This window comes from Kitasatospora sp. NPDC094019 (genome assembly GCF_044764505.1).
Taxonomy (GTDB): domain Bacteria; phylum Actinomycetota; class Actinomycetes; order Streptomycetales; family Streptomycetaceae; genus Kitasatospora.
The window spans coordinates 260574-275027 of the sequence record NZ_JBIWIF010000006.1; the positions used below are offsets into that span (position 1 = coordinate 260574).

14 protein-coding genes and 3 tRNA genes are annotated in these 14454 nt (G+C 72.6%); 3 read left to right on the forward strand and 14 right to left on the reverse strand.

Annotation, left to right across the window (positions count from 1 at the left end; translation table 11 throughout):
* Positions 1-124: 124 nt before the first annotated feature.
* From rplA to ACIQ9P_RS15980, 5 genes are all read right to left on the reverse strand, one after another.
* Entirely contained in the window at positions 125-847 is a 723-nt protein-coding gene (gene rplA, locus ACIQ9P_RS15960) for a 50S ribosomal protein L1 (protein WP_045939618.1), read from the reverse strand.
* A 102-nt stretch (positions 848-949) separates the two neighbouring features.
* Positions 950-1384 carry a 50S ribosomal protein L11 gene (gene rplK, locus ACIQ9P_RS15965; RefSeq protein ID WP_402355356.1) on the reverse strand — a complete coding sequence of 145 codons (435 nt, stop codon included), beginning with the start codon at positions 1382-1384 and terminating at the stop codon, positions 950-952.
* A gap of 164 nt (positions 1385-1548) precedes the next feature.
* Complete coding sequence (gene nusG, locus ACIQ9P_RS15970) at positions 1549-2457, reverse strand: transcription termination/antitermination protein NusG (protein ID WP_402355358.1); 909 nt, start codon at positions 2455-2457, stop codon at positions 1549-1551.
* Between the two features lie 211 nt (positions 2458-2668).
* Positions 2669-3001, reverse strand: a complete 333-nt coding sequence (secE, locus tag ACIQ9P_RS15975; RefSeq protein WP_402355360.1) for a preprotein translocase subunit SecE — start codon at positions 2999-3001, stop codon at positions 2669-2671.
* Positions 3002-3148: 147 nt separating this feature from the next.
* Positions 3149-3221 (reverse strand) — tRNA-Trp (locus tag ACIQ9P_RS15980).
* A 259-nt stretch (positions 3222-3480) separates the two neighbouring features.
* On the opposite strand from ACIQ9P_RS15980, the gene ACIQ9P_RS15985 reads away from it, so the two are divergent.
* Positions 3481-4725 carry a pyridoxal phosphate-dependent aminotransferase gene (locus tag ACIQ9P_RS15985; protein ID WP_402355362.1) on the forward strand — a complete coding sequence of 415 codons (1245 nt, stop codon included), beginning with the start codon at positions 3481-3483 and terminating at the stop codon, positions 4723-4725.
* 142 nt (positions 4726-4867) lie between these two features.
* On the forward strand, positions 4868-5896 hold the full coding sequence (locus ACIQ9P_RS15990; protein ID WP_402355364.1) for an adenosine deaminase: 1029 nt from the start codon (positions 4868-4870) through the stop codon (positions 5894-5896).
* Between the two features lie 53 nt (positions 5897-5949).
* Here ACIQ9P_RS15990 and ACIQ9P_RS15995 read toward each other — a convergent pair whose 3' ends face one another.
* From ACIQ9P_RS15995 to ACIQ9P_RS16020, 6 genes are all read right to left on the reverse strand, one after another.
* Positions 5950-6993, reverse strand: a complete 1044-nt coding sequence (locus tag ACIQ9P_RS15995) for a UDP-N-acetylmuramate dehydrogenase (protein WP_402355838.1) — start codon at positions 6991-6993, stop codon at positions 5950-5952.
* Positions 6994-7094: 101 nt separating this feature from the next.
* Complete coding sequence (locus ACIQ9P_RS16000; protein ID WP_402355366.1) at positions 7095-7517, reverse strand: MaoC family dehydratase; 423 nt, start codon at positions 7515-7517, stop codon at positions 7095-7097.
* A 5-nt stretch (positions 7518-7522) separates the two neighbouring features.
* Complete coding sequence (locus tag ACIQ9P_RS16005; RefSeq protein ID WP_402355368.1) at positions 7523-7984, reverse strand: MaoC family dehydratase N-terminal domain-containing protein; 462 nt, start codon at positions 7982-7984, stop codon at positions 7523-7525.
* A gap of 141 nt (positions 7985-8125) precedes the next feature.
* Positions 8126-8290 (reverse strand): 50S ribosomal protein L33, encoded by a 165-nt coding sequence (rpmG, locus tag ACIQ9P_RS16010; RefSeq protein WP_006604855.1) that lies wholly within the window; start codon positions 8288-8290, stop codon positions 8126-8128.
* An 84-nt stretch (positions 8291-8374) separates the two neighbouring features.
* Positions 8375-8447: transfer RNA gene (locus ACIQ9P_RS16015), tRNA-Met, on the reverse strand.
* A 43-nt stretch (positions 8448-8490) separates the two neighbouring features.
* Positions 8491-8563: transfer RNA gene (locus ACIQ9P_RS16020), tRNA-Thr, on the reverse strand.
* Positions 8564-8801: 238 nt separating this feature from the next.
* Here ACIQ9P_RS16020 and ACIQ9P_RS16025 point away from each other — a divergent pair.
* Positions 8802-10073, forward strand: a complete 1272-nt coding sequence (locus ACIQ9P_RS16025) for a hydrolase (protein ID WP_402355370.1) — start codon at positions 8802-8804, stop codon at positions 10071-10073.
* A 337-nt stretch (positions 10074-10410) separates the two neighbouring features.
* Here the strand turns inward: ACIQ9P_RS16025 and ACIQ9P_RS16030 are convergent, their stop codons facing one another.
* The 3 genes from ACIQ9P_RS16030 to kdpC all read right to left on the reverse strand — a co-directional run bounded on the left by ACIQ9P_RS16030 (position 10411) and on the right by kdpC (position 14442).
* On the reverse strand, positions 10411-11091 hold the full coding sequence (locus ACIQ9P_RS16030) for a response regulator (protein ID WP_402355372.1): 681 nt from the start codon (positions 11089-11091) through the stop codon (positions 10411-10413).
* Positions 11088-13706, reverse strand: coding sequence for an ATP-binding protein (locus ACIQ9P_RS16035; protein ID WP_402355374.1), 2619 nt, complete (start codon positions 13704-13706; stop codon positions 11088-11090). The genes ACIQ9P_RS16030 and ACIQ9P_RS16035 overlap by 4 nt, the downstream gene beginning before the upstream one ends.
* Positions 13707-13818: 112 nt before the next feature.
* Positions 13819-14442 (reverse strand): potassium-transporting ATPase subunit KdpC, encoded by a 624-nt coding sequence (gene kdpC, locus ACIQ9P_RS16040; protein WP_402355376.1) that lies wholly within the window; start codon positions 14440-14442, stop codon positions 13819-13821.
* Positions 14443-14454 lie beyond the last annotated feature (12 nt).

Here is a 14454-nt window from a genome sequence, read left to right on the forward strand (position 1 = left end):
CCGGCCGAGCGTACGACGGACCGTGCGCCCGTTCCCCCGGCAGGGGGTACCGATCGGGAAACGACGGCGGGCCCGTACCCCCGGTGAAGGGGGTACGGGCCCGCCGTACGAAGGTCGGCTGCGATCAGACCGCGGCCGGGTCCTCCTCGACGAGGAGGTTACGGGTGCGGTTCGGGTCCACCAGGATGCCGGGGCCGATGGTGGTCGAGAACGCGGTCTTCTTGATGTAGCGGCCCTTGGCGGCGGACGGCTTGGCGCGGAGCACCTCGTCCAGCGCGGCGGCGTAGTTCTCGACCAGCTGCTCGTCGGTGAAGGAAGCCTTCCCGATGATGAAGTGCAGGTTCGAGTGCTTGTCGACGCGGAACTCGATCTTGCCGCCCTTGATGTCGTTGACAGCCTTGGCGACATCCGGGGTCACGGTGCCGGTCTTCGGGTTCGGCATCAGACCACGGGGACCGAGCACGCGGCCGAGGCGGCCGACCTTGCCCATGAGGTCCGGGGTGGCGACGACGGCGTCGAAGTCCAGCTTGCCCTTCGCGACCTCGTCGATGAGCTCGTCGGCACCGACGATGTCGGCGCCCGCAGCACGCGCGGCCTCGGCACGCTCGCCGGTCGCGAAGACCAGGACCCGAGCGGTCTTACCGGTGCCGTGCGGGAGGATCACGGTGCTGCGGACCATCTGGTCGGCCTTGCGCGGGTCGACACCCAGACGCATGGCGACCTCGACGGTGCCGTCGAACTTGCTGGTGCTGGTCGCCTTGGCGAGGCGGATGGCCTCGAGGGGGGCGTAAAGGCGCTCGCGGTCGACCTGGGCGTCCGCGGCCTTCAGGGCCTTGCTGCGCTTCATAGCTGCTCCTGAATGGTGAATGGAGTTGTGGTGTCACGGGCCTGCGCGGGCCCTACCACGGGGACGGCTGAATCAACTTTTCCCTGACGGGAAGGGAGGTTCTCAGCCCTCGACCGTGATGCCCATCGACCGGGCGGTGCCGGCGATGATCTTGGACGCGGCATCCAGGTCGTTGGCGTTCAGGTCGGGCATCTTGGTCGTGGCGATCTCACGGACCTGGGCGGCGGTGAGCTTCGCGACCTTGGTCTTGTGCGGCTCGCTCGAACCCTTGTCGACGCCGGCGGCCTTCAGGATGAGGCGCGCGGCCGGCGGCGTCTTCGTGATGAAGGTGAAGGAACGGTCCTCGTAGACCGTGATCTCCACCGGCACGATCATGCCGCGCTGCGACTCGGTCGCGGCGTTGTACGCCTTGCAGAACTCCATGATGTTGACGCCGTGCTGACCCAGCGCGGGGCCGACCGGCGGGGCCGGGTTGGCCGCACCGGCGTTGATCTGGAGCTTGATAAGCCCCGTGACCTTCTTCTTCTTGGGAGGCATGTCTCTCCGGGTCCTTCCGAGAGGTGATTGCTGGTGTGTGCGGACACGGGGCGACACCCGGTCGCCAGCACACACATCGGACCAGGCTAACGCCTCGGCGTCGCTGGACCAAAACGGATTCGGGGCGGGCCCGCGGGCCCGCCCCGAATCCGAAGACAGTGGGACTAGTTCTTCTGGATCTGGTCGAAGGAGAGCTCGACCGGGGTCTCCCGGCCGAAGATCTCGACCAGGCCCTTGACCTTCTTCGAGTCGGGGTTGATCTCGTTGATGGTCGCCTGCAGGGTCGCGAACGGGCCGTCGGTGACGGTGACCGAGTCGCCGACCTCGAAGTCGAGGACCTGGATCTCGCTGGGCTTGATCGGCGAGGGCTTGCCGGCGTCCTTGGCCGCCTGGCGCTCGACGTCGGGCGCGAGCATCTTGACGACCTCGTCCAGGGTCAGCGGGTACGGGTCGTAGGCGTTGCCGACGAAGCCGGTGACACCGGGGGTGTTGCGCACGACGCCCCAGGACTCCGGGGTGAGGTCCATGCGCACCAGGACGTAGCCGGGGAGCTTGTTCTGGCGGATGGTCTTGCGGTCGCCGTTCTTGATCTGGACGACCTCCTCCTGCGGCACCTCGGCCTGGAAGATGTACTCCTCGACGTTGAGGGAGACCGCGCGCTGCTCCAGGTTCTGCTTCACCCGGTTCTCGTAGCCGGCGTAGGTGTGGATCACGTACCACTCGCCCGGCATGAACCGGAGGTCCTCGCGGAACTTGGCGACCGGGTCGACCTCGACGGCCTCCTCGGCCTCTTCCTCGGCCTCCTCGGCGTCGGCGTCCTCGTCGGTGCCCTCGGCGCTCTCGGCGTCCTCGGCGAGCTCCTCCTCGGCCTCCACGTGCAGCGCGACCTCCTCGGCCGGCTCGCCGGCCTCGGCCTCGTCGTCCGCCTCGACCTCGTCCTCGTCGGCGTCGACCGCGTCCACGATCTGCTGCTCGTCGGACTCGACGGCGTCAGCCAGCTCGGCCGCGTCCTCGGCGGCGACATCCGCCTCGAGGACGGTCTCGTCGGCGTCGTACAGGGGGGACTCAGACACGGTGGCTGCTTCTTTCCTGGAGATGGTGAAGGTGGCACGCTCCGCGACGGTCCGGCTCCGCTCCGCTCACGCGGTCGCCGGAAGTTCGCCTCGAAGACTTCAACAGTACCGAGTCAACGGTAGCGGCCCCGTACCTCCGACGCAGACAGCTCGACCCGGGCCGAGGACCGGCCCGGGTCGGGAGGTTGAACGCACAGGTGGAACGGCTTGGTCAGCCGAAGATCCAGAGGGCGGCCTTGGAGAAGCCGTAGTCGAGGCCGGAGACGAAGGCCATCACCACCACGACGAACACGACCACGACCGTGGTGTAGCTCACCAGCTGGTTGCGGCTCGGCCAGACGACCTTGCGCAGTTCGGCGATGATCTGCCGGTAGAACAGCGCGAGGCGGGCGAACACGCCCTTCTTGGCCCGCTTGCCGGACTTCTTCTCGCCAGAACGCTTGCGGCGCGAGTCACCCTCCGCAGGGGTCGCCTCGGCAGCGCCGTCGGCCCCCTCGGGGTTGCCGCTCTCAGGCGTTGCGGTGGAGCCCGTGGTCTCCGTCACTCGTCCTCACCTGAATCCGGGTCCTGCCGGGCGTCGACTGCGTACCCGAAGGGGCACGAGCGGCCGGCTAGCGGTGCTGATCGGCGCCCTCTCCGCATCAAGCCCGTTCGCTCTGTGGAGCGAACGGGCTGATTACGGATCAAGCAGCAGGGCAAGAGGGACTTGAACCCCCAACCGCCGGTTTTGGAGACCGGTGCTCTACCAATTGAGCTATTGCCCTACGGAACCTCGCGGCCCCAGTAGCGACGACCAACCTACCGCATCTTCCGCCGATGTCCGCACAGCTTCTGTGCGGCGGTGGAGGCTCCGGTTCGTTCGGTGGCCGTCGATCAGTGAGTGTACGGGGTGGAGGGGTGTTTGGTCGAACCTCTTCTTTTTCGGGCCGTCACCGGGGCCCCACCGGGCCGCCATCCGGACGGTCCCGTACATATGGTGAAACCGCCGTGCCCGGGCGATGTGCGGTCTGCGACCATGCAGGCATGAGCGCTTCCACCCCGCAGCCCGACCGTTCCGTCCGCCCCGCCGACCGCCGGGTCTCCGCCCGGATCGGCGCGATCGCCGAGTCCGCCACCCTCGCCGTGGACGCCAAGGCCAAGGCCCTCAAGGCGGCCGGCCGGCCCGTCATCGGCTTCGGCGCCGGCGAGCCGGACTTCCCCACCCCGGACTACATCGTCGAGGCCGCCGTCGAGGCGTGCCGCGACCCGAGGAACCACCGCTACACCCCGGCCGGCGGTCTGCCGGAGCTCAAGGCGGCGATCGCGGCCAAGACGCTGCGCGACTCCGGCTACGCGGTGGACGCCTCCCAGGTGCTGGTGACCAACGGCGGCAAGCAGGCGATCTACGAGGCGTTCGCGGCGATCCTCGACCCGGGCGACGAGGTCATCGTCCCGGCCCCGTACTGGACCACCTACCCGGAGTCGATCCAGCTGGCCGGCGGTGTGCCGGTGGAGGTCGTGACCGACGAGACCACCGGTTACAAGGTCTCGGTCGAGCAGCTGGAGGCCGCGCGGACCGAGAACACCAAGGTGGTGCTCTTCGTCTCGCCGTCCAACCCGACCGGCGCGGTGTACACCCGGGCCGAGGCCGAGGCGATCGGCCGCTGGGCCCTGGAGCACGGGCTCTGGGTGCTGACCGACGAGATCTACGAGCACCTGGTCTACGGCGAAGCGGAGTTCGTCTCGCTGCCGGCCCTGCTGCCGGAGCTGGCGGACCGGACCATCGTCGTCAACGGTGTCGCCAAGACCTACGCGATGACCGGCTGGCGGGTGGGCTGGGTGATCGGCCCCAAGGACGTGATCAAGGCCGCGACCAACCTGCAGTCGCACGCCACCTCGAACGTCTCCAACGTGGCCCAGCGCGCCGCCCTGGCCGCCGTCGCCGGCGACCTCTCCGCCGTCCACGAGATGCGCACCGCCTTCGACCGGCGCCGCCGCACCATCGTCCGGATGCTGAACGAGATCGACGGCGTGCTCTGCCCCGAGCCCGAGGGCGCCTTCTACGTGTACCCGTCCGTCAAGGCCCTGCTGGGCAAGGAGATCCGCGGGCAGCGTCCGCAGACCTCGGCCGAGCTCGCCTCGCTGATCCTGGACGAGGTCGAGGTCGCGGTCGTCCCCGGCGAGGCGTTCGGGACCCCCGGCTACCTGCGGCTCTCCTACGCCCTGGGCGACGCCGACCTCGCCGAGGGTGTCGGCCGGATCCAGAAGCTGCTGGCCGAGGCCCGCTGACCCCTCCCCGCCCGGGAGCCGCTCGCGGCCTCCTCGGAACGTGACGTCAACACCGCTTGACCGGACCGCCCTCTTTTCACCCCTTCGGGGGCCGGGAAGAGGGCGGTTCCCGTAGGGGCCCCCGATACGGCAGGATTCGTGAATGGAACGCCTGCTGAATCCGCGCGACGTCAGGGACCTCCCGAAGGCCCACCTGCACCTGCACTTCACCGGCTCGATGCGCCCGGCCACCCTGCTGGAACTGGCCGACAAGCACGGTGTCCGGCTGCCGGAGGCGCTCAGCTCCGGCGGGACGCCCCGACTGCGGGCCACCGACGAACGCGGCTGGTTCCGGTTCCAGCGCCTCTACGACACCGCCCGCTCGGTCCTCCGCGACGAGGAGGACATCCGCCGGCTGGTCCTGGAGACCGCCGAGGACGAGCGGCGGGACGGCTCCCGCTGGCTGGAGATCCAGGTCGACCCGACCTCCTACGCGCCCCGGCTGGGCGGGCTGATCCCGGCCCTGGAACTGATCCTGGACGCGGTGGAGCAGGCCGCCGCCGCCACCGGGGTCGGCATCAGGGTCCTGGTCGCGGCCAACCGGATGAAGTCCCCGATGGACGCCAGGACCCTGGCCCGGCTCGCCGTCCGCTACACCGACCGGGGCGTGGTCGGCTTCGGCCTGTCCAACGACGAGCGCCGCGGCCTGGCCCGCGACTTCGACCGGGCCTTCGACATCGCCCGCCGGGGCGGGCTGCTGGCCGCCCCGCACGGCGGCGAACTGGCCGGCCCGGAGTCCGTCCGGGACTGCCTGGACGACCTCGGCGCCGGCCGGATCGGCCACGGGGTGCGGGCGGCCGAGGACGAGCGGCTGATGCAGCGGCTGGCCGACCGTCAGGTGACCTGCGAGGTCTGCCCGTCCTCGAACGTCTCGCTGGGCGTGTACGAGCGCCCGGAGGACGTCCCGCTGCGCCGGCTGTTCGACGCCGGGGTGCCGCTGGCGCTCGGCGCCGACGACCCGCTGCTGTTCGGCGCCAGGCTCGCCGACCAGTACGACCTGGCCCGCGACGTCCTGGGCTTCTCCGACCCGGAGCTGGCGGAGCTGGCCCGGCAGTCGGTGCGCGGCTCGTGCGCGCCCGACAGCGTGCGGAAGGAACTGCTGGCCGACGTCGACGCCTGGCTGACGGCCTGAGCGGCGGGATCCGGGGCGCCGGATCCGGGGCCCCGGATCCGGGGCGCGGACCCCTAGAGGCTGACGCCGACCATCACCGGCTCGTTCACCAGCTCCACCCCGAAGGCCGCCCGCACCCCGTCCCGGATCTCCCGGGCCAGGGCGAGCAGGTCCTCGGTGGTGGCCGCGCCGCGGTTGGTGAGCGCCAGGGTGTGCTTGGTGGAGAGGGTCGCCGGACCGCTCCCGTAGCCCTTGCCGAAGCCGGCCCGGTCGATCAGCCAGGCGGCCGAGGTCTTGGTGTGCCCGTCCGCCGCCGGGTAGGCGGGGGCGCTCAGCTCGCGCCCGGCGGCGAGCGCCAGGAACGCCGCGTACTGCTCGGAGTCCAGCACCGGGTTGGTGAAGAAGGAGCCCGCCGACCAGGTGTCGTGGTCCGCCGGGTCCAGCACCATGCCCTTGCCGGCCCGCAGCCCGAGCACGGCCCCGTACGCCGCCCGCAGGTCGACCCGCTCGTCCTGCGCCACCCCGAAGTGCTTGGCGACCTCGGCGTAGCGGACCGGGGTGGAGAGCCCGCCGGCGTCCTCCAGCCCGAAGCGGACCCGCAGCACCACGTAGCGCTCGGGGTCGGCCTTGAAGCGGCTGTGCCGGTAGGAGAACGCGCACTCGGCGTTCGGGAGGGTGACCACCTCGTCGGCCCGGCGGTCGTAGGCGACCACCTCGGTGATCGTCAGAGCGACCTCCTGGCCGTAGGCGCCGACGTTCTGCACCGGGGTGGCACCGGCCGAGCCGGGGATGCCGGCCAGGAACTCGATCCCGGCCAGCCCGGCCCCGACAGCGCGGGTCACCGCGTCGGCCCAGACCTCGCCGGCGGCCAGCTCCAGCGCGGTGCCGTCCAGGGTGAACCCGGTGGTGGCGATCCGCAGCACGGTGCCGGGGAACCCGGCGTCACCGATCACCAGGTTGGAGCCGCCGCCGAGCACCAGCAGCGGCTCCCCCGCCGTGTCCGCGGCGCGGACGGCGGCGATCACCTCGGCGTCGGTGTGCGCGGTCACCAGGCGGCGGGCCGGGCCGCCGAGCCGCAGGGTGGTCAGCGGGGCGAGGGGGGCGTCGAGTTCTTCCAGCACGCCCCCAGGGTACGGGGAGCCCGCTCCCGCCCGGCCCGGGGCCGTGCCGGGGCGGGCGGGGTGCCCCGGCATGCGGGGCGGTGCGAAGGAGTGCCGGCTCAGGCGAGCCGGACGACCGCCTTCGCCATGCCGAGCACCTTCTGGCCCTGGTAGGTCGCCAGCAGGTCGACCTGGACCCGGTTGCCGTCGAGCAGCTTGGCCACCTTGCCGGTGACGTCGACCACCGAGCCGGTGCCGTCGTTGGGCACCGGCACCGGACGGACGAACCGGACGCCGTACTCGACCACGGCGGCCGGGTCGCCGACCCAGTCGGTCACCACCCGGACCGCCTCGGCCATGGTGAACATGCCGTGCGCGATGACGTCGGGCAGGCCGACCTCCAGCGCGAACTTCTCGTTCCAGTGGATCGGGTTGAAGTCCCCGGAGGCGCCCGCGTACTGCACCAGCGCGGCCCGGGTCACCGGGAAGGACTGCGCCGGCAGCTCGGTGCCGACCCCGACCTCGTCGTATCGGATCGCCATCGGGCTCACTCCCCCGCCTTCTCGTCGGCGGCCCGGGCCACCAGGGTCATGACCGACGTCACCACGTGCTCGCCGGTCTCGTCGGCGACCTCGCCACGCACGGTGAGCACGTCGTTGCCGGCCAGCGACTTGATGTTGTCGACGGTGACCGAGACGGTCAGCCGGTCGCCGGCCCGCACCGGGCGGGTGTAGCTGAACTTCTGGTCGCCGTGCACGACCCGGCTGTAGTCGAGGCCCAGCTCCGGGTCCTGGACCACCTGGGCGGAGGCCCGCATGGTGAGCAGGATCGGGAAGGTCGGCGGGGCGATCACGTCCGGGTGGCCGAGCGCCTTGGCGGCCTCCGGGTCGCGGTACACCGGATTGGCGTCACCCACGGCGACGGCGAACTCGCGGATCTTCTCCCGGCCGACCTCGTACGGCTCGGTGGGCGGGTAGGTCCGCCCGATGAAGGAGGGGTCGAGTGCCATCGGCAGCTCCTAGGAAACGCGGTGGAAACGCGGTGGACAAGGCGGTTCGGACGCAAAAGACTCCGGGCCGCACCCCCCAGTGAGGGATGCGGCCCGGAGCCGTAGACCTGTTTCACGCAGGCCCGATGCCCTACAACAGGGTCAGCGGGTCTCGCGGTGCGCGGTGTGCGAGTTGCAGCGGGGGCAGTGCTTCTTCATCTCAAGACGGTCCGGGTCGTTACGCCGGTTCTTCTTGGTGATGTAGTTCCGCTCCTTGCACTCCACGCAGGCCAGCGTGATCTTCGGGCGGACATCGGTGGCAGCCACGGGAGTGCCTTCCTTGGACAATGAATAAGAACACAGACAACAGTAGCCGACCGGGAGTGTGATCCCCCGACCGACTACGCGGGGTAGCGGTGACCGGACTTGAACCGGTGACACAGCGATTATGAGCCGCTTGCTCTACCAACTGAGCTACACCGCCACAGTGATCCGGAGCGCAGCCGAAGCCTACTCCTTCTCACCAGAGCCCCCATGCGGAATCGAACCGCAGACCTTCTCCTTACCATGGAGACGCTCTACCGACTGAGCTATAGGGGCGAACGAGGAAGAGATTACACGTTCCGCGCCCAGAGGTGAAATCCGTATCGCGCGGCGAAGTCCGCAGGTCGACGGGCCGCACGGGCGAACGATCGAAGGCCGGGCGTTCGACCGGCCTCCGGAGGCGCGCCCCGAGCCGATACGACTTTTGCCCGCCTCCCGGCGCCCCGGGTCCGCCCGCCGTAGGCTCGTCGCTCATTGACCCGAGCAGGAACCGGATGCCAGAAGGAGCCGGGCGATGGACAGCGCAGCCGCCGACGGACCGCACCCCGGACCCGGACCGGCCGCCAACCCGCTCGGGCACGGGCCCGTCCTGCTGCTCACCGGAGCCAGGCTGGCGGACGGCCGGGTGGTGGACGTGCGGATCAGCGGCGACCGGATCCAGGCCGTCGGCACCGCCGGCGGCCTCGGCCCCCTGCCGGCCGTGCCCGGCGGCCCCACCGTCACCACCGGGGCCAGGATCGACCTGCGCGGCTACCTGCTGCTGCCGGCCCCGGCCGAGGCCCACGCGCACTACGACGCCGCCTTCTCCGCCGCCCTGCCCACCCCGCCGCCGGAGACCCCCGCCGAGCTCACCCGGCGGGTCACCGAGGCCGCCCTGACCTCGCTCGGCTACGGCGCCACCGCCCAGCGCACCCACGTCCGGATCGGCGACGTGCACGGGCTGCGCCGGCTGGAGGCCGTCCTCACCTCGCAGCAGGCGCTGCGCGGCCTGGCCGACCTCCAGGCCGTCGCGATGCCCCGGCTGCTGACCGGCCGGGCCGGGGCGGACGGCCGGGCCCAGCTGCGGGAGGCGCTCAAGCTGGGCGCCACCGCCGCCGGCGGCTGCCCCGAACTGGACCCGGACCCGGCCGGCTACGTGCACCTGCTGCTGGAGGCCGCCCGGGAGGCGGACTGCCCGGTGGACCTGCACACCACGGGCGCCGATCCGGCGCAGTTGGCGCGGCTGGCCGGGGCGCTCGCCCCACTGCGGCCCCGGGTGGTGGTCGGTCCCTGCGGGTCGCTCGCGCCGGGCGCCGCGACGGTGCTGGCCAACAGCGGGGTCCGGGTGGTCTGCCTGCCGCAGAACGGCGGCTGTTCGGGGGTGGAGGGCCCGGCGAGCGCGCTGCGGCCCGCGCTGCTGCGGGACCTGCTGAAGGCCCGGGTACCGCTGGCGGCCGGCAGCGGTTCGCTGCGGGACGGCGCCAACCCGGTCGGGCGGGCGGACCCGCTGGAGGCCGCCTACCTGCTGGCGGCGGCCGGGGTGCTGGACCCGGACGCGGCGTACGACGCGGTCTCCAACCAGGCGCGGCTGGCGCTCGGACTGCCGCCGGTGCGGGTGGACGCCGGGTTCCCGGCGGAGTTGCTGGCGGTGCGCGGGGACAGCCTGTCCGGGGCGCTGGCGGGCGGGCACAGCCGGCTGGTGGTGCACAGCGGGCGGGTCGTCAGCCGGACCAGCGCGGTGCGGGAGTTCGCCGACACGGTGGCCCTGGCGCTGCCCCGGCAGTCGGGCGGCACGGACGGGGGCTGAACCCGGCCGGACCGGACGGGCGGCACCGGCGCGGCACCGGTGCGACCGGGCGCGGGCCCGTTCCGGCCGCCCGAACGGGCGCCCGCCGTCCGGGTGATCGGGGCGCGCGATGCGGGCACCGCGCGCCCCTGCCCCACCTGCGTGGCCGCCGGAGCGGCGAAGCGGCCCCAGGCATCCCCCACGGAGCGGGGCCGCTTCCTTCACCACCGACGCTAGGCCCTGGGAGGGGAGGATCCGGACGCTCCTGACGCCCTGTTGACACCGGGACGGCCACTCCTGACGGACCGTTGACGCGCCCGGCGGTCAGGAGCCCGTCCAGGGCCCGTTCAGGGCTCGTTCAGGGCTCGTAGCGGTAGCCGATGCCCGGCTCGGTGATCAGATGGCGCGGCCGGGCCGGGTCGCGCTCCAGCTTCCGCCGCAGACCCGCCAGGTAGACCCGCAGGTAGTTGCCCCGCTCCTGGTGGGCCGGGCCCCAGACCTCGCGCAGGATCCGCCGGCCGGGCACCAGCCGGCCGGGGTGGGCCAGCAGCAGGGCCAGGATCCGCCACTCGGTCGGGGTGAGCCGCACCGGACCGTTCGGCCCGGTCACGGTGGTGGCGGCGAGGTCCACGGTGTGGTCGCCGATCACCGGCGCGGGCGGCGCGGGCCCGACGGCGACCGGCGGGCGGCGCAGCACCGCGCGCAGCCGGGCCAGCAGTTCGTCCATCAGGAACGGCTTGGTGAGGTAGTCGTCGGCGCCCGCGTCCAGCGCGCCGATCCGGTCGGCGGCGCCGGCGCGGCCGGAGAGCACGATGATCGGCACCGCGCTGCGGCTGCGCAGGCCGCGGATGACGTCCATGCCGTCGAGGTCGGGCAGGCCGAGGTCGAGCAGGACGGCGTCGGGGGCGGTCCTGGCGGCCCGGTCCAGGGCCTCGCCGCCGGTCGCGGCGGTGCGGACGGCGTACTGCCGGGCGCCGAGGTTGATCCGCAGGGTGCGCAGCAGCGCCGGCTCGTCGTCGACGACGAGGATCTCGCTCATTCGGGGGCCTCCCAGGACTGCCGGGCGGGTACGGGAGCGGCGGGGTCCGGATCGGGGGGCGGTGTCCGGGCCGGGGCGGCGGGCAGGGTGAGCAGCATGGTGGCGCCCCCGCCGGGGGTGTCCTCGACCTCCAGGCTGCCGCCCATGGCCTCGGCGAGACCCCGGGAGAGGGCGAGACCGAGGCCGACTCCGGTGGTGTTGTCGGTGTCGCCGAGGCGTTGGAAGGGCAGGAACACCCGGTCGCGGTCCTCGGGGGCGATGCCGGGACCGCGGTCGATCACCCGGAGTTCGACCCGTCCGGCGTGGTGGCTGGCGGCGACCAGGACGGGCGCGCCGGGGGCGTTGTGGCGCAGGGCGTTGGTGACGACGTTGGCGAGGACGCGTTCCAGCAGCGGCGGGTCGGCGAGCACCGGCGGGACGGTCTCCAGGTCGAGCGGCTGGACGGGCGCGTACGGGTCGGCGAGCGAGTCCAGGGCGCGGGGCAGGATCTCGTCGAGGTGGGTCTCGGCGAGGTGGAGGGTGAGGGCGCCGGCCTGGAGGCGGCTCATGTCGAGCAGGTTGTCCACCAGACGGGTGAGTCTGACGAGGGACTCGTCGGCGGTGGCGAGGAGTTCGGCCTGGTCCTCGGGGGAGAACTCGACGTCGGGGCTGCGCAGCGAGCCGACCGAGGCGAGGGCGGCGGCGAGCGGGGTGCGCAGGTCGTGGCTGACCGCGGCGAGCAGGGCGGTGCGCATCCGGTCGGCGGCCCTGATGGGTTCGACCTCGGCGGCGACGACGGCGAGGCGGTCGCGTTCCAGGGCGGCGGCGACATGGGCGGCGAAGGCGGTGAGGACGCGCTGGTCGGCGGCGGGCAGCCGGCGGCCGGTGAGGACGAGGACGGCGTCGGGGCCGACGGGGACCTCGGTGGTGACGAGGTTGTGGTCCGGGGCGGCGGCGCCGTTGTCGGCCCGGTCACCGTCGGCCGCGGTGTCGCAGGAGGCGAGCACCTCGCCGCCGGTGCGGCCCAGCAGGGCCACCGCGCTCATGCCGAAGGCGGTGCGGGACTTCTCCAGCAGCGCGGGCAGGGCGTCGGCGCCGCGCAGGACGCTGCCGGCCAGGGTGGAGAGGGTCTCGGCCTCGGCGGTGGCCCGGGCGGCGCGGGCGGTGAGGCGGGTCGCGTGGTCGACCACGGTGGAGACGGTCAGTGCCACGGCGGCGAAGACCACCAGGGCGATGATGTTGTTGGTCTCGCCGATGGTGAAGGCGTGGACGGGCGGGATGAAGAAGTAGTTGAGCAGCGCCGAGGCGACCAGCGAGGCCAGCAGGGCCGAGGTGGCGCCGCCGAGCAGGGCGACGACGACCACGCCGAGCTGGAAGATCAGGGTGTCGGTGGTGAGGTTGACGGTTTCGTGGAACCGGGACAGGACCAGGGTCAGCAGCGAGGGCACGAGCAGGCCGGCCAGGTAGCCGGCGACGGTGCGGCGACGGGAGTGTCGCCGGCCGAGGGCGGGCAGCCGGCCCCGGCCGGTGAACTCGTGGGTGACCATGTGGACGTCGATGTCCTCGGAGGCGTCGACCGTGGTCTCGCCGATGCCGGGGCCGGTGAGGAACCGGGCGGTCCGGCCGCGGCGACTGGTGCCGAGGACGAGCTGGGTGGCGTCGTGGGCGCGGGCGAAGGCGAGCAGCGAGGTGGGGATGTCGTCGCCGACGACCACGTGGTAGCTGCCGCCGAGGCTCTCGACGAGCTGCCGCTGCTGGGCGAGGGCGCCGGAGGAGGCGCCGGCCAGGCCGTCGCTGCGGGTGACGTGGACGGCGAGCAGGTCGCCGCCGGCGGTGCGGTCCGAGATCCGGGCGGCGCGTCTGACCAGGGTCTCGCCCTCGGGGCCGCCGGTGAGGGCGACCACGACGCGTTCGCGGGTCTCCCAGACCCGGTCGATGTCGTGGCTGGCGCGGTAGTCGCGCAGTCCCTCGTCGACCCGCCCGGCCACCCAGAGCAGGGCGAGCTCGCGCAGGGCGGTGAGGTTGCCGACCCGGAAGTAGTTCGAGAGCGCCGCGTCCACCTTCTCCGCCTTGTAGACGTTGCCGTGGGCCATCCGGCGGCGCAGCGCCTGGGGGGCCATGTCGACGAGTTCGATCTGGTCGGAGCGGCGGACCACCTCGTCGGGGACGGTCTCGCGCTGCGGGATGCCGGTGATCTTCCGGACCACGTCGTTCAACGACTCCAGGTGCTGGACGTTGACCGTGGTGATGACGTCGATGCCGGCGGCCAGCAGTTCCTCGACGTCCTGCCAGCGCTTGCCGTGGCGCCCGCCGGGGACGTTGGTGTGGGCGAGTTCGTCGACCAGGGCGACGGCCGGGCGGCGGGCGAGCAACGCGTCGAGGTCCATCTCCTCGAAGTCGGTGTCCCGGTAGGAGCGGTGGACGCCGGGCACGACCTCCAGGCCGTCGAGCATCGCCTCGGTGTGGCGGCGGCCGTGGCACTCGATCCAGCCGACGACGACGTCCGCGCCCCGGTCCTGTCTGCGCCGGGCCTCGTCCAGCATCCGGTAGGTCTTGCCGACACCGGGAGCGGAACCGAGGTACACCCTCAGCCGGCCGCGTCGGTGGCCGGTGCCGGGGGTGAGGTCGCGGGCCATGGGCGCTGCTCTTTCGTCTTCTGCGTCGTACGGGGGACGGACGGCGGGCCGGTCCGGTCCGGGGCACTCGCCCCGGACCGGACCGGCCCGTCTCAGCTCGGCCGGTCTGTCGTCACTTCTGCTCCAGCAGCGCCTGGTTGAGCAGGACGACGTTGACTCCCGGCTGGCCGAGGAAGCCGAGCGGTCGGTCGTCGGTGTTCCGGTCGACCAGTTTGCGAACGGTGTCCGCCGGCAGGTCGCGGGCCTTGGCGACCCGCTCGACCTGCTGCCGGGCGTAGGCGGTGGAGATGTGCGGGTCCAGGCCGGAGCCGGAGGCGGTGAGGGCGTCCGCCGGGACGCTCGCCGGGTCGACGCCGTCGAACGCGGCGACGGCCTGGCGGCGGTCCTCGACGCTCTTGGCGAGGTCCTCGCTGTTGGGGCCCAGGTTGGAGGCGCCGGATGCCTTGGGGTCGTAGGCGCCCGGGCGGGGCTGGAACCACCGCGGGTCGGGGCGGGGGGCCTCGTCCGGGTCGCCCGGGTTCTGCTTGGGGAGGTCGAAGTTCTGGCCCAGCAGGCTGGAGCCGGCCTCCTTGCCGTCGACCTCGACGATCGAGCCGTTCGCCTTGTCCGCGAACGCCAGTTGGGAGATGCCGGTGACCAGCAGCGGGTAGGCGATGCCGAGGAGCACCGTCAGGACCAGCAGGGCGCGCAGCGCGGTGAGATGGGTGCGCACGGCGGTGGGCAGGGGCTTGGACATGATGCGTTCTCC

What these genes read in the sequence shown, in the direction of transcription:
- rplA (WP_045939618.1), bottom strand. Translation starts at nt 847, where the DNA reads ATGAAGCGCAGCAAGGCCCTGAAGGCCGCGGACGCCCAGGTCGACCGC.
- rplK (WP_402355356.1), bottom strand. Translation starts at nt 1,384, where the DNA reads ATGCCTCCCAAGAAGAAGAAGGTCACGGGGCTTATCAAGCTCCAGATC.
- ACIQ9P_RS15985 (WP_402355362.1), top strand. Translation starts at nt 3,481, where the DNA reads ATGAGCGCTTCCACCCCGCAGCCCGACCGTTCCGTCCGCCCCGCCGAC.
- ACIQ9P_RS15990 (WP_402355364.1), top strand. Translation starts at nt 4,868, where the DNA reads ATGGAACGCCTGCTGAATCCGCGCGACGTCAGGGACCTCCCGAAGGCC.
- ACIQ9P_RS16000 (WP_402355366.1), bottom strand. Translation starts at nt 7,517, where the DNA reads ATGGCGATCCGATACGACGAGGTCGGGGTCGGCACCGAGCTGCCGGCG.
- ACIQ9P_RS16005 (WP_402355368.1), bottom strand. Translation starts at nt 7,984, where the DNA reads ATGGCACTCGACCCCTCCTTCATCGGGCGGACCTACCCGCCCACCGAG.
- ACIQ9P_RS16025 (WP_402355370.1), top strand. Translation starts at nt 8,802, where the DNA reads ATGGACAGCGCAGCCGCCGACGGACCGCACCCCGGACCCGGACCGGCC.
- ACIQ9P_RS16030 (WP_402355372.1), bottom strand. Translation starts at nt 11,091, where the DNA reads ATGAGCGAGATCCTCGTCGTCGACGACGAGCCGGCGCTGCTGCGCACC.
- ACIQ9P_RS16035 (WP_402355374.1), bottom strand. Translation starts at nt 13,706, where the DNA reads ATGGCCCGCGACCTCACCCCCGGCACCGGCCACCGACGCGGCCGGCTG.
- kdpC (WP_402355376.1), bottom strand. Translation starts at nt 14,442, where the DNA reads ATGTCCAAGCCCCTGCCCACCGCCGTGCGCACCCATCTCACCGCGCTG.